At 73.4% G+C, this 14,351-nt stretch carries 9 protein-coding genes; 7 read left to right on the plus strand and 2 right to left on the minus strand.

The window, feature by feature from the left end; genetic code table 11:
• Positions 1–24 precede the first annotated feature (24 nt).
• The 5 genes from ACTWP5_RS14375 (at position 25) to serA (ending at position 8,827) form a co-directional block, all read left to right on the plus strand.
• On the plus strand, positions 25–3,207 hold the full coding sequence (locus ACTWP5_RS14375; protein WP_443221302.1) for a diguanylate cyclase domain-containing protein: 3,183 nt from the start codon (positions 25–27) through the stop codon (positions 3,205–3,207).
• A 288-nt stretch (positions 3,208–3,495) separates the two neighbouring features.
• The gene (locus tag ACTWP5_RS14380) at positions 3,496–5,340 is read left to right on the plus strand and encodes an acetolactate synthase large subunit (RefSeq protein ID WP_443221303.1); all 1,845 of its coding nucleotides are present in this window, start codon (positions 3,496–3,498) and stop codon (positions 5,338–5,340) included.
• A gap of 51 nt (positions 5,341–5,391) precedes the next feature.
• Positions 5,392–5,916, plus strand: a complete 525-nt coding sequence (ilvN, locus tag ACTWP5_RS14385) for an acetolactate synthase small subunit (protein WP_443221304.1) — start codon at positions 5,392–5,394, stop codon at positions 5,914–5,916.
• Between the two features lie 100 nt (positions 5,917–6,016).
• The gene (gene ilvC, locus ACTWP5_RS14390) at positions 6,017–7,015 is read left to right on the plus strand and encodes a ketol-acid reductoisomerase (RefSeq protein ID WP_443221305.1); all 999 of its coding nucleotides are present in this window, start codon (positions 6,017–6,019) and stop codon (positions 7,013–7,015) included.
• A gap of 213 nt (positions 7,016–7,228) precedes the next feature.
• On the plus strand, positions 7,229–8,827 hold the full coding sequence (serA, locus tag ACTWP5_RS14395; RefSeq protein ID WP_443221306.1) for a phosphoglycerate dehydrogenase: 1,599 nt from the start codon (positions 7,229–7,231) through the stop codon (positions 8,825–8,827).
• Positions 8,828–8,975: 148 nt separating this feature from the next.
• On the opposite strand, the gene ACTWP5_RS14400 is transcribed toward serA, so the two are convergent.
• Both ACTWP5_RS14400 and ACTWP5_RS14405 read right to left on the minus strand, forming a co-directional pair.
• Positions 8,976–9,953 carry a glycoside hydrolase family 6 protein gene (locus ACTWP5_RS14400; protein WP_443221307.1) on the minus strand — a complete coding sequence of 326 codons (978 nt, stop codon included), beginning with the start codon at positions 9,951–9,953 and terminating at the stop codon, positions 8,976–8,978.
• A gap of 243 nt (positions 9,954–10,196) precedes the next feature.
• A complete protein-coding gene (locus tag ACTWP5_RS14405; RefSeq protein ID WP_443221308.1) occupies positions 10,197–11,429 on the minus strand; it encodes a PucR family transcriptional regulator in 1,233 nt (410 codons plus the stop codon).
• Between the two features lie 241 nt (positions 11,430–11,670).
• Between ACTWP5_RS14405 and ACTWP5_RS14410 the strand changes: the two genes are divergently transcribed.
• Together ACTWP5_RS14410 and pruA are read left to right on the plus strand one after the other, a co-directional pair.
• Positions 11,671–12,627, plus strand: a complete 957-nt coding sequence (locus ACTWP5_RS14410) for a proline dehydrogenase family protein (protein WP_443221332.1) — start codon at positions 11,671–11,673, stop codon at positions 12,625–12,627.
• Positions 12,628–12,683: 56 nt separating this feature from the next.
• Positions 12,684–14,330 (plus strand): L-glutamate gamma-semialdehyde dehydrogenase, encoded by a 1,647-nt coding sequence (gene pruA, locus ACTWP5_RS14415; RefSeq protein WP_443221309.1) that lies wholly within the window; start codon positions 12,684–12,686, stop codon positions 14,328–14,330.
• Positions 14,331–14,351 lie beyond the last annotated feature (21 nt).

Here is a 14,351-nt window from a genome sequence, read left to right on the forward strand (position 1 = left end):
TCCGCTTCTCGGGAGGAGCGAGCGGTGAAGGCCCGGGGTCGCACGGGGCGCCCCCGGCTCGGCGGTGGTCGGCCACCGGGTGGCCCCGTCGTTCGCCTGACGCTCGCCGTGCTCTGTGTCGGGTACGGCGTGGGCGCCGTGCTGGGCTGGGGATCACCGGGACTCGCCCGCGTCATGGGCGACTTCGGCCTGAGCGCCGCCGCGCTGCTCGCCGCCGCCTCCTGCCTGTGGTACGCGCGGTCCCTCGCCGGGCCGGACAGCCCCGCCTGGGTCCTCTTCGGTGTCTCCTCCCTCATGCTCGCCCTGGGGAACGCCGTGTGGGGCTGGTACGAGGTGGTCCTCAGAACGCCGGTGCCGCGCACCTCCCTGGCGGACGTCTGCTTCCTCCTCTTCGCGCCCGCCGCCATCATCGGTCTGCTCATGCTCGCCAAACGGCCCGTCAGCCGCGCCGGCTGGGTCTGCCTGGCCCTGGACGCCTGGCTGATCGGCGGCTCGCTGCTGACGCTCTCCTGGAGCGTGGCCCTGGCGCACACCGCCGACGTCGAGGGCGAGTCCGTGACCCGCGCGGCGCTCGCGCTCGCCTATCCACTGCTGGACATCGCGCTCGTCAGCGTCGTGATGGTGCTCCACTTCCGGCGGGGCAGCGCCCAGCGCTCCGCGGTCAACGTCGCGATCGGCGCCTTCGGCCTCACCGTGCTGTGCGACGCGCTCTTCACCTCCCCGGTGCTGCGCGAGCACTACAGCTCGGGGCAGCTGCTGGACGCCGGCTGGTTCGCCGGCTCGCTGCTGCTCGCGTGCGCTCCCTGGGTCAGCGCGGGATCGCCGCGGAGCCTGGTGTCCGTCCTCGAGCGGACCCGCAGGGCGCACCTCGGGCCGCTGGCCTGCTCCCTGGCCGCGCTCGCGCCGTACCTGGCCGCCGCGGTCTGCACGCTGAGCATCCTCGTCACCAGCGTCAGCGGTCGCGAGGTGGGCCGCGCGGTGGTGCTGATCGCCTCCGGCGTGGTCCTGGCGCTGCTGGTGCGTCAGGGCATCACCCTCACGGACAACATGAAGCTCACCCACGAGCTCGCCGAGCAGGAGAGCCACTTCCGCTCCCTCGTCCAGGGCTCCAGCGACGTCATCATGATCGCGGACACCGACGGCAGGCTGCGGTACGTCAGCCCCGCCGCCGAGGGTGTGTACGGACAGGAGGCCGATCCGCTGATCGGCACCGAGCTGTCCGCGCTCGTCCACCCCGACGACCTGGGGCACGTGCTCGCGGAGCTGCGCCGCTTCCTGTCGGAGTCGGCGGCGCACGAGCCATCCACCAGGATCGAGTACCGCGTCCGGCACGGCGCGGGACACTGGCTGAACATCGAGTCCAGCGTCAACCGCCACGACGACGGCCTGCTCCTCAACAGCCGCGACGTCACGGAGCGGGTGCGGCTCCAGGCGCAGCTCCAGCACAGCGCCTCGCACGACGTCCTCACCGACCTGCCGAACCGCTCGCTCTTCATCGAACGCGTGCGGCAGGCGCTGGAGGGCGGCCGGGAGGGCGACGCCGACGCCGCGGTCCTCTTCATCGACCTCGACGGCTTCAAGGCGGTCAACGACACGGCGGGCCACCAGGCGGGGGACACGCTGCTGGTCCAGGCCGGGCTGCGGCTGCGGGAGTCCGTCCGCGCCGGGGACACCACCGCCCGCCTCGGTGGCGACGAGTTCGCCGCGCTCATCCTCGGCCACGCGGACGCCGAGGCACGGCCCCGCGACCAGCGTGTCCTGGAGATCGCCGACCGGGTGCGCGTCGCCCTCTCGCAGCCGTACCGCATCGACGGGCACGAGCTGCGGGTGGCGGCCAGCATCGGCGTCGCCTTCGCCGAGCCGGGCAGCACCCCGGCCACGCTGATGCGCAACGCCGACGAGGCCATGTACCGGGCGAAACAGGCCGGCAAGGCCAGGGTCGAGTTGTACGCGCCGCCCCCCGCGCGGGCGTGGGTCCGCCCGGCCGCCGGCGGCGAGCCGGCCGGGCCGGCCTCCGAGGTCGTCGGCGGCGAGCCACCGGCCCCCACCCCGGCGCTCCCGCCGCCGAGCGTCCCGTCCCCCGTCACCTACCGGGGCGAGGGACACCTCGCGGCGACGGTGCCACGCCAGCAGCGCGTCCCGCGGCACCACGGGGCCCCCGTCGCCGAGGTCCCTCCCCGGCAGCGGCCCGCACCGAGGCCACGCCACCACGACCATGCCGCCGCGGCGGCGACGGGCGGCCCCGCCGACCAGGGCCACGACGGCGACCGCGAGGTCCCCAGGGAGCACGGCGCCCCCGCCGCCCCGGCGGCTCTCACCGGCGTCACGCGCCTGGCGGGAGACCACGTCCCCGCGCCGCCCGACCTCGCCCCCCACCGGCACGACGCGCCCTTCTTCCTCCCCGCCGAGGTCATGCTGTTGCACCAGCCGATGGTCGAGTTGGCCGACGGCCGGGTCACCGGGGTCTGCGTCGTGCCGCGCCGGCCCTCCGCCCACGGCCAGGCCTCCAGGCGCCTGGGCTTCCTGCGGGCCTGCCGGCGCGACCACGCGGCACGGACCGCGCCCGCGCCCGTCCCGCTCCCCGAGGGGCCCGGCGGGCTGCTGGCGGCCGCCGTCGCCGCGGCCGGCATCCGGCACCGGCAGGGCCTGGTCGCCCCGGTGTACGTCCTGCTGCCCGTCGCCTGGTTCCGTGACCGCGCCCTCGCGGCCGCCCGCGTCGAGGCGCTCCTCGCGGAGCACGCCGTGCCCCCGCAGGCCCTCACCTTCGAGCTGCCGGAGGCCACGCCCGTTCTCGCCGCGAACGAGCCGCGCCGCCGCCTGACCGACCTCTCCCGCCTCGGGGTCCGCTTCGCCCTCGGCGGTCTCGGAGGCGCCGGCACGCCGCCCACGGCCCTGCGCGCGCTGCCCGTCGACGCCGTCCGGCTCGACCGCGAGCTCACCGACGGCCTGCCGGAGTCCTCCACGCTGCGCATCATCACCGCCGCCCTGCTGCGGATGACCGCCGACCTCGGGGTCGCCTCGCTCGCCGACGGAGTGGACCGGCCCGAACAGGCCGCGGTCCTCCACTCCCTGGGGTGCGTCGAGGTCAGGGGCAGGGCGCTGTGCGAGCCACTGGACGCCGGCCGGCTCTGGCAGGTGCTCCGCAGGGGCAGGATCCCCGTGCCGCCGGGGATCGACAGCAGCCCTCGGGCCTCCGCCCTCCTGTGACGTGACGACCATCTCGTGACCACATAGTGAGACCACGTTCTGCTCGCTTGACACGCCCACGGAGGGGAGAGCAGTGTTTGATCCATGCGCACCCGGATTCTCGTACTTGGACGGCGCGTCGACTGAGCCCGCGACACCCCGCGGACCAACGACGCGCTCCCCTCGCATGCCTCACGGCACGAGGGGTTTTTTGTTGCACTGACGCCATCTCGTCGAGCCCGCCACCCTCAGCGGGCTCACCCCGCTCCCACCCCCGCCCCACCACCCTCACCGCATGAAGGACCGTCGATGACCGAGCAGGCAACCGGGGCTCCCAAGCCGCAGCCGAGGGCCCCCCGAGGCGGCGCGCAGCAGCCCGCCACCGTCGCGCACCACGTCACGGGCGCCCAGTCCCTGATCCGCTCGCTGGAGGAGGTCGGCGTCGAGGTCGTCTTCGGGATCCCGGGTGGGGCGATCCTTCCCGCCTACGACCCGCTGATGGACTCCACCAGGCTCCGGCACGTCCTGGTCCGTCACGAGCAGGGCGCCGGCCACGCCGCCACCGGCTACGCCCAGGCCACCGGCCGCGTCGGGGTCTGCATGGCCACCTCGGGCCCGGGGGCGACGAACCTGGTCACCCCCATCGCCGACGCCCACATGGACTCCGTGCCCCTGGTCGCCATCACCGGCCAGGTCGCCACCAACCTCATCGGCACCGACGGCTTCCAGGAAGCCGACATCTGCGGCATCACCGTGCCGATCACCAAGCACAACTACCTCGTGACCGACCCGGCGGACATCCCGCGGGTCATCTCCGAGGCCTTCCACATCGCGGCGACGGGCCGGCCGGGACCGGTGCTGGTGGACATCGCCAAGGACGCCCTCCAGGCCCAGACCACCTTCTCCTGGCCCCCCGTGGCCGAGCTGCCCGGGTACCGGCCGGTGAGCCGGCCGCACGCCAAGCAGATCCGCGAGGCGGCGCGGCTGATCAGCCAGGCCAGGCGGCCCGTGTTCTACGTGGGCGGCGGCGTCATCAAGGCGCGGGCCTCGGCGGAGCTGTTGGCCCTCGCGGAGCTGACGGGCGTGCCGGTGACGACCACGCTGATGGCGTTGGGCGCCTTCCCCGACAGCCACCCCCAGCACCTGGGCATGCCCGGCATGCACGGCTCCGTCGCGGCCGTGACCGCGCTGCAGAAGGCCGACCTGATCGTCGCCCTCGGTGCCCGCTTCGACGACCGCGTGACCGGCAGGATCGACTCCTTCGCGCCGCACGCCACCATCGTCCACGCCGACATCGACCCCGCCGAGATCGGCAAGAACCGCACCGCCGACGTGCCGATCGTCGGCGACGTGAAGGAGGTCATGACCGAGCTGGCCTCCGTCGTGGCCGAGAGCCCCCGCCCCAACCTCGACGCCTGGTGGGTGCAGCTGCGCCGCTGGCTGGAGAGGTACCCGCTCGGATACGACCTGCCGGCCGACGGCAGCCTGTCGCCGCAGCAGGTCATCGAGCGGATCGGCCAGCTGGCCCCGGCCGGCACGATCGTCACCGCCGGCGTCGGCCAGCACCAGATGTGGGCCGCGCACTACGTCCGCTTCGAGGAGCCGGGCACCTGGCTGAACTCCGGCGGCCTCGGCACCATGGGGTACGCGGTGCCGGCGGCGCTCGGGGCCAAGGCCGGCCAGCCGGGCCGGACGGTCTGGGCCATCGACGGGGACGGCTGCTTCCAGATGACCAACCAGGAGCTGGCCACCGCCGCGTTGAACAACATCCCCATCAAGGTCGCGGTGATCAACAACGGTGCCCTCGGCATGGTCCGCCAGTGGCAGACCCTGTTCTACAACCAGCGGTACTCCAACACGGTGCTGCGGGACGGCCCCGGCGCGAACGGCGAGGCCACCAACACCGGCACCCGGATCCCGGACTTCGTGAAGCTGGCCGAGGCCATGGGCTGCGTGGGGCTGCGCTGCGAGGACCCGAGCCAGCTGGACGCGGTGATCGAGAAGGCCAACTCCATCAACGACCAGCCCGTCGTCGTCGACTTCATCGTCCACGAGGACGCCATGGTCTGGCCGATGGTCGCGGCCGGCACCTCCAACGACGAGGTCATGGCCGCACGCGGCGTGCGCCCCGACTTCGGCGACGCCGACGACTGACCACCCCAAGGCCCCCGCCGCGCCCGCACGACCACCCGAGGATCGCCCCCTATGTCCAAACACACCCTCTCCGTCCTGGTGGAGAACAAGCCCGGTGTCCTGGCCAGGATCACCTCGCTGTTCTCCCGCCGCGGCTTCAACATCGACTCCCTGGCCGTCGGCACCACCGAGCACCCCGAGGTCTCGCGGATCACCATCGTCGTCAGCGTGGAGGACCTCCCGCTGGAACAGGTCACCAAGCAGCTCAACAAGCTCGTCAACGTCCTGAAGATCGTCGAGCTCGACCCCGCCTCGGCCGTCCACCGCGAACTCGTGCTGGTGAAGGTCCGCGCGGACAACGACAGCCGCTCGCAGATCGTCGAGATCGTCCAGCTCTTCCGCGCCAAGACCGTCGACGTGGCGCCCGAGGCCGTCACGATCGAGGCCACCGGCAGCAGCGACAAGCTGGAGGCGATGCTGCGGATGCTCGAACCGTTCGGCATCAAGGAGCTCGTCCAGTCCGGCGCCATCGCGATCGGGCGCGGCTCCCGTTCCATCACCGACCGCTCCCTGCGCGCGCTGGAGCGCAGCGCCTAGCGGCGCGCCCTCACCCGACCCCCACCCCCCGCGTCCGCGGGCGTACGGTGGCCCCCAAGCGGCGGACCACCAGCAAACCCATCCAAGGAGACAACGAAAAGTGGCCGAGCTGTTCTACGACGACGACGCCGATCTGTCCATCATCCAGGGCCGCAAGGTCGCGGTCCTCGGCTACGGCAGCCAGGGCCACGCCCACGCCCTGTCCCTGCGTGACTCGGGCGTCGACGTCCGCGTCGGCCTGCACGAGGGCTCGAAGTCCCGCGCGAAGGCGGAGGAGCAGGGTCTGCGCGTCACCACGCCCGCCGAGGCCGCGGCCGAGGCCGACGTGATCATGATCCTGGTGCCCGACCCGATCCAGGCCCGGGTCTACGAGGAGTCCGTCCGGGACAACCTCCAACAGGGCAACGCCCTCTTCTTCGGCCACGGCCTCAACATCCGCTTCGGCTTCATCAAGCCCCCGGCCGGCGTGGACGTCTGCATGGTCGCCCCCAAGGGCCCGGGCCACCTGGTGCGTCGCCAGTACGAGGAGGGCCGCGGCGTGCCGTGCATCGCGGCCGTGGAGCAGGACGCCACCGGCAGCGGCTTCGCCCTCGCCCTCTCCTACGCCAAGGCCATCGGCGGCACCCGCGCCGGCGTCATCAAGACCACCTTCACCGAGGAGACCGAGACCGACCTCTTCGGCGAGCAGGCCGTGCTGTGCGGCGGCACCTCCGCCCTGGTGAAGGCCGGCTTCGAGACCCTGGTCGAGGCCGGGTACCAGCCGGAGATCGCGTACTTCGAGTGCCTGCACGAGCTGAAGCTCATCGTGGACCTGATGTACGAGGGCGGCCTGGAGAAGATGCGCTGGTCGATCTCGGAGACCGCCGAGTGGGGCGACTACGTCTCGGGCCCGCGGATCATCACCGACGCCACCAAGGCCGAGATGAGGAAGCTGCTGTCGGAGATCCAGGACGGGAGCTTCGCCAACGCCTGGATGGCCGAGTACAACGCCGGCCTCCCCCGGTACAACGAGTACAAGAAGGCGGACAGCGACCACCTCCTGGAGACCACGGGCAAGGAGCTGCGCAAGCTCATGAGCTGGGTGGACGAGCAGGACTGACCCTCCTCACCCCTGGCGAGGACCCCGGTCCCGCCCGGCGGACCCGGCACGGGCCGTCGGGCGGGACCGCGCCGATAGACTGCACGGACCAGCGCGTCACAGGCTCACAGCGTCGTGCGTCTCCACGCGGCTCCCCAGGGGTGTGTCGCCCCTTCTCCGCATCGCCGTCGGCCGTTGGGACGCGGCCTTCCGCAAAAGGACAGTGAGACTTACGTGAGCAAGCCGAGCAAGCCCGTCGTACTCCTCGCCGAAGAGCTCTCACCCGCCACCGTCGACGCCCTCGGACCGGACTTCGAGATCCGGCAGTGTGACGGCGCCGACCGTGACCAGCTGCTCGACGCCATCGCCGAGGTGGACGCGATCCTGGTCCGCAGCGCCACGAAGGTGGACGCGCAGGCCATCGCCGCCGCCCGCCGGCTGAAGGTGATCGCCCGAGCCGGCGTGGGCCTGGACAACGTGGACGTCCCCGCCGCCACCAAGGCGGGCGTCATGGTCGTCAACGCGCCGACCTCCAACATCGTCACGGCCGCCGAGCTCGCGTGCGGCCTGATCATCTCCACCGCCCGCAACATCCCGCAGGCCAACGCCGCGCTCAAGCAGGGCGAGTGGAAGCGCAGCAAGTACACGGGTGTGGAGCTGGCCGACAAGACCCTCGGCGTCGTCGGCCTCGGCCGGATCGGCGTGCTCGTCGCGCAGCGCATGGCGGCCTTCGGCATGAAGGTCATCGCCTACGACCCGTACGTCCAGCCGGCGCGGGCCGCCCAGATGGGCGTGAAGCTGCTGTCGCTCGACGAGCTGCTCGCCGCCGCCGACTTCATCACCGTCCACCTCCCGAAGACGCCCGAGACCCTCGGCCTGATCGGCGACGACGCGCTGCACAAGGTCAAGCCCAGCGTCCGGATCGTCAACGCCGCCCGCGGCGGCATCGTGGACGAGGCGGCGCTGCTGAGCGCCCTGAAGGAGGGCCGCGTCGCCGGCGCCGGGCTCGACGTCTACGCGAGCGAGCCGTGCACCGACTCCCCGCTCTTCGAGTTCGACTCCGTGGTCGCCACCCCGCACCTGGGCGCCTCCACCGGGGAGGCCCAGGAGAAGGCGGGCCTGGCGGTGGCGAGGTCGGTGCGGCTCGCGCTCGCGGGCGAGCTGGTGCCCGACGCGGTCAACGTCCAGGGCGGCGTCATCGCCGAGGACGTGCGGCCGGGCGTGCCGCTGGCCGAGAAGCTGGGCCGCATCTTCACCGCGCTGTCGGGCGAGGTGGCCAGCCGCCTCGACGTCGAGGTGCGCGGCGAGATCACCCAGCACGACGTGAAGGTGCTGGAGCTCTCCGCGCTCAAGGGCGTCTTCGAGGACGTCGTGGCCGAGACCGTCTCCTACGTCAACGCCCCGCTCTTCGCGCAGGAGCGCGGCGTCGAGGTGCGGCTGACCACGAGCTCGGAGTCGCCCGACCACCGCAACCTGATCACGGTGCGGGGCACCCTGACCGGCGGCGAGGTGGTCTCCGTCTCGGGCACCCTGGCCGGCCCGAAGTACCTCCAGAAGATCGTCGGCATCGGCGAGCACACGGTCGACCTGGCCGTGGCGGAGCACATGGCGTTCCTGCGGTACACCGACCGCCCCGGCGTCGTCGGCACGCTCGGCCGCATCCTCGGCGAGGCCGGGATCAACATCGCGGGCATGCAGGTGGCGCGGGCGGAGGAGGGCGGGGACGCGTTGATCGCCCTCACCCTGGACGAGACGATCCCGGTGCCGGTGCTGACCGAGATCGCCCAGGAGATCGGCGCCACCTCGGCCCGCGCGGTGAACCTCGCGGACTGACCGCCCCCCGTCCGCCAGGCCGAGCGGGCCCGCCGGCCGGCGGAGCGAGGACGACGGAGGAAGGCTGGTCCGGTGCCGCCCGGGAAGGCAGGGGCGGCACCGGACCGGGCAGCACGGCTGACGCGTGGGTGCTGCGGTGGGAGAGGCGTCAGCCGCCTGCCAGCTCGTAGGCCTTGTCGGGCGAGAACGAACCCGCGGGGCCGTCACAGCCGTCCAGCTCGCCGGGGCGCTTGATCCAGAGGTAGGCGTCCACGGAGGCGCTGGCGGTGTTCACACTCGGGGACTCGCCGACGAGTCGGTCCGGCGGGTCGCACCACTCGCCGCCCGGCGCGGGGCCGTTGCCGTTGCGGCTGGTGTCGATGACGCCCCGCAGCTCGGGGTCGCCGAGTTCGGCGAGGACCGCGTCGACGAACGCGACCTCGTTCTGCGTGGTGTTGTAGTTGGAGACGTTGGAGTAGATGCCGTCGCCGCTCTCCAGGACGCCCGCCTCGCGCAGCAGGCCCGCGATCGCGCCGGGCGCGTGCCAGCCGGAGTGGCCGGCGTCGAAGTAGACGCGTGCCTCAGGGTTCGCGGCGTGGATGATGTCGGCGGCCTCGGCCAGGGCGCCGAAGCGCTCGGCGCGACCGGCGTCGTCCAGGCACTCGCTGAGGGCGATCGCGTCCGGCTCCAGGATGACGACGACCGGCGAGCTGCCGAGCCCGGCCGCGAAGCCCTCGGTCCAGCTGAGGTAGCTCGGGAGGTCGGGTGCGCCACCGGCGGAGGCGCCGCCGCAGTCGCGGTCGGGGATCTGGTACGAGACGAGGACCGGGACCTGCCCGGCGGCCTCGGCGGCGGAGGTGACGGCGGAGACGTCCGCGGTGACCGTGGCCGGATCGTAGGAGGACAGCCAGGTCGCGGTGGGGGTGTTGGCGATCCGGTCCTCGATCAGCGAGGTGCGCGGGTCGGACGGGTTGGCGGCCACCCAGTCGTGGACGGAGCCGGGGTGGTTGTAGAACACGGTGTCGTCGGGTAGCTCCCGCGTCCCGGCCTCGTCTGCGGGGCCGGCCTGCGCGGCGGCGACGGCGGACCAGACGAATAGGCCGCCCAGGGCAGCGCTCGTGGCCAGCAGCAGGCGCGTTCGCGCCACGCGGCGGTGCCGGGTGGGTGAGTCTGCGGCTCGTGGGGTGCGCACAGTGACTCGTTCCTCTCGGGACGATGCGTTCGTGGGGGGACAGTGATCTTGGGAGCGCTCCCACTGGCTGAACATAGCGTCTCCCGCCCCACCCGTAAACAGTTTGTTCGACGATGGGCTGCGGCGGGGGCCCGCGGCGACGGACCGCGGCGGGATCCGCTGGCGAGGTCCGCCGGCGGGGCGGCGGTGTGGGGGCGCCTACGGTCGGGCGAGGCGGGCGATCCTGAGCGCCATGTGCAGCAGCAGCCGGTCCTCGCCCCGGTCGAGGGCCAGGCCGGTGAGGCGTTCGACGCGCGAGAGCCGGTAGTAGAGCGTCTGCCGGTGGACGCCCAACGCGGCGGCGGCCTCCGTGGCGCGGCCCGCGTGGTCGAGGAAGACCTCGGCGGTGTGCCGCAGGACCCGGTGCTCGGGCAGCAGCAGCGGCGCCACCGCGGGGTCGCAGCCGCCGTCCGGCGGCGTCGGCAGCGCGGTGAGCAGCCGGTAGGGCCCGATCTCGTCCCACGCGGCGACGCCGCCGAACCGGGGCTCCGCCCGCGCCGCCCGCGCCGCGCCCAGCGCCTGGCGCCAGGCGGCGGCCAGCTCCGCCGGGTCCTGGCGGGCCGCGCTGACCCCGGCCCCGACGCCGACTCCGACGCTCCCGGCGCCGGCGTCGTCCCCGGCGCCGTTCCCGAGCCCCGAGCCGTCCGTGCCGAGCCGCACCGCCACGGCCCGCGCCACGTGCGGGTGCGCGAGCGCGGCCAGCGCGGGCGCCGTCGCCCCGCTCCCTTCCGTCCCGCCGCTCGCCGTCCCGCCACCCGTCGGCATGGCGCACAGGCTGATGGCCCCGGGGACGGCCGCCGGCACACCGCGCTCCGCGCCCCATGGCAGCACGGCCACCACGGCCAACGGCCCCCGCGCCGCCCGGCCCAGCGCGTCGGCGACCTCGGCCGCCGTCCGTGGCCCCTCCTCGCCCCCGCCCTCGCCCGTCAGCGCGGCCCTGAGCAGCGTGCTGAGGTGGTCGTCCTCTCGCGCCCGAGCCGCCAGCAGCCCGCCGAGCCGTTCGGCCAGCGCCGCCGTCGTCACCAGGCGGGGGTCGTCCAACGCCAGCGCCCCGTCGTCCAGCAGCCAGATGTACCCGTACACGACGCCGCCGTGCCGCACGGGCACGCAGATACGGCTGACCAGGACGCCGGCGGCCGGCTCGGGCGGGATGCGCACCGGCTGCCGCGCCCGCGCGATGCCGAAGCCCTCGAACCACTCCCGCACCTCGGCCGTCGAGCGGCGGTGCAGGATCGACCTGGTCCTGACGGGGTCGACGAGCCGGTCGTCGGCCCGGTCGTGCGCGCCGTGGGCGATCAGCGCGAAGGCGCGGTCCTCCAGCGTCGCGGGAACCTCCAGCAGGGCGCAGACCTCGTCGACCAGCTCCTGGTACTCCGTGTACTCCGCACGCACCGCGCGCCCTCCTCGGCTCCGCTCCCGGCTCGGCTGCCGGTTCCCGGCTCCGGCTCCGGGTCCGTTCCCGGCACCGACCCGTCGCCCGTTCTCCGCGACACCCCCGAGTCTCATACATCTGTCTGATATCCCGCGCACGGCCCCCGAACAGCTGTCGATGGCGGGAATTCCGGGCGATCCTTACCTTTCTGGAAAGGCATTCGGCCATCCCGCCTGTCCGGAGGTGCCCGTGACCGTTCCCGTGCTGGGCCCCGCGCTGCTGGCCGCCGCGCGCAGCGACCGTCTGCGCCGCCTCGTCTCGGCCGCTCCCGTCACACGACCGGTGGTGGACCGCTTCGTCGCGGGGGAGAGCCTCGACGACGCCCTCGCCGTGACCCGCCGGCTGACCGGCCAGCCGCCGGAACGGGCCGGGGCAGCGGCCGGGGCCCTGGAGGTCACCCTCGACCACCTCGGGGAGCAGGTCACCGACCGCGTCCAGGCGCTGCGCACCCGCGACGCCTGCCTCGCTCTCGTCGAGGCCCTGGCGAGTGAGAGGCTGGGGGAGAGGGCCGAGGTGTCCGTGAAGCTGTCCGCGTTCGGGCAGGCCCTTCCCGGCGGGCAGGACCTCGCGTACCGGAACGTCCTCCCCGTGGTGGAGGCCGCCACGGCGGCGGGCACGACGGTGACGCTCGACATGGAGGACCACACCACGGTGGACTCCACGCTGGCGATCCTCCGCGCCCTGCGGGAACGGTTCCCCCGCACGGGCGTGGCGGTGCAGTCGTACCTCTTCCGGACCGAGGAGGACTGCGAGTCCCTGGCGGCCTCGGGCGCGCGCGTGCGCCTGGTCAAGGGCGCCTACCGCGAGCCGCCGTCCGTCGCCCACCAGGCACGGCGGGCGGTGGACCTGGCCTACGTGCGCTGCCTGCGGATCCTCTTCTGCGGCGCGGCCTACCCCATGGTCGCCACCCACGACCCGCGTCTGCTGGCGATCGCCCAGGAGCTGGCCGCGCGCCACGGCCACGCCCGGGGGACGTTCGAGTTCCAGATGCTCCACGGCGTCCGCGCCGCCGAGCAGCGGCGTCTGGCCGACGCGGGCCACCGCGTGCGGGTGTACGTGCCGTACGGCACCGACTGGTACGCGTACTTCATGCGCCGCCTGGCGGAGCGTCCGGCCAACCTCACCTTCTTCGCCCGATCCCTCCTCACCCGGAGCTGACCGACCCCCACCCAGACGCCCAGGACTTCCCGCCACATCCCCAAGGAGGTACCGCCATGGACGCCGTGACCGAGGTCCCCGTGCCGGTCAACGAGCCGGTGTACACCTACGCGCCCGGCAGCCCGGAGCGAGCCCGGCTGGAACGCGAGCTCGCCGAGCTGGCAGCGAACCCCATCGACCTGCCGATGACCATCGGCGGCGTGCGACGCATGGCGGGAGGCGAGCGTTTCGACGTGGTCCAGCCGCACCGTCACGCGGCGCGCCTGGGCACCTCCGCCCACGCCACCCGCGAGGACGCCCGCGACGCCATCGAGGCCGCGCTCGCCGCCGCCCCGCGCTGGCGCGCCCTCTCCTTCGACGACCGGGCCGCCGTGTTCCTGAAGGCCGCGGAGCTGCTGTCGGGACCCTGGCGGGAGAGGATCGCGGCCTCCACGATGCTGGGCCAGTCCAAGACCATCCAGCAGGCCGAGATCGACGCGCCGTGCGAGCTGATCGACTTCTGGCGCTTCAACGTCTACTTCGCCCGGCAGATCCTCGCCGAGCAGCCCCCGATCCAGCCCAAGGGCGTGTGGAACCGCATGGACTTCCGCCCGCTGGAGGGCTTCGTCTACGCGATCACGCCGTTCAACTTCACCGCCATCGCCGGCAACCTCCCGACGGCGCCGGCGCTGATGGGCAACGTGGTGGTGTGGAAGCCGTCCCCCACCCAGACCCACGCGGCCGTGCTGTTGATGCGCCTGCTGGAGGAGGCCGGGCTGCCACCGGGCGTGATCAACCTGGTGACCGGCGACGGCCGTGAGCTGTCCGAGGTGGCGCTCGCCCACCCGGACCTCGCCGGCGTCCACTTCACCGGCTCCACCAGGACGTTCCAGTACCTGTGGCGGGAGATCGGCGCCAACATCGAGCGGTACCGGAACTACCCGCGGATCGTCGGCGAGACCGGCGGCAAGGACTTCATCGTCGTCCACCCGAGCGCCGACCCGGCGGCGGTGAGGACGGCCGTCACCCGCGGCGCCTTCGAGTACCAGGGCCAGAAGTGCTCGGCGGCCTCGCGGGCGTACGTGCCGCGCTCGCTGTGGGAGGGCGGCCTCGGCCAGGCCGTCGCGGAGGAGGCGGACTCGCTGCCGGTGGGCGACCCGAGTGACCTGTCGAACTTCATGGCGGCCGTGATCGACGAGCGCGCCTTCGCCAAGAACCGGGCCGCGATCGACCGCGCCAAGGCCGACCCCACGTGCGAGATCGTGGCGGGCGGCACGTACGACGACTCCGAGGGGTACTTCGTCCGCCCGACCGTGATCACCTGCTCCGACCCGGAGAGCGAGGTCTTCACCACCGAGTACTTCGGCCCCATCATCGCCGTGCACGTCTACGACGACGCGGGCGACGGCGACGGCGCGTTCGACGCCGTCATCGAGCAGATGGAGTCGGTGGCGCCCTACGCGCTGACCGGCGCCGTCTTCGCCAGGGACCGCGCGGTGGCCGCCGCCGCCAGCGAGCGCCTGCGCTACGCCGCCGGCAACTTCTACGTCAACGACAAGCCGACCGGCTCCGTCGTCGGGCAGCAGCCGTTCGGCGGCGCGCGGGCCTCGGGCACCAACGACAAGGCGGGCTCGAAGTTCAACCTGCTGCGGTGGGTCTCCCCGCGCTCCATCAAGGAGACGCAGGTGCCGCCGACCGACCACCGCTACCCGCACATGGGCTGACCGGCGCCCCCGCCGCCGGCG

It is taken from the genome of Streptomyces sp. 4N509B, from assembly GCF_052245655.1.
Taxonomy (GTDB): Bacteria; Actinomycetota; Actinomycetes; order Streptomycetales; family Streptomycetaceae; genus Streptomyces.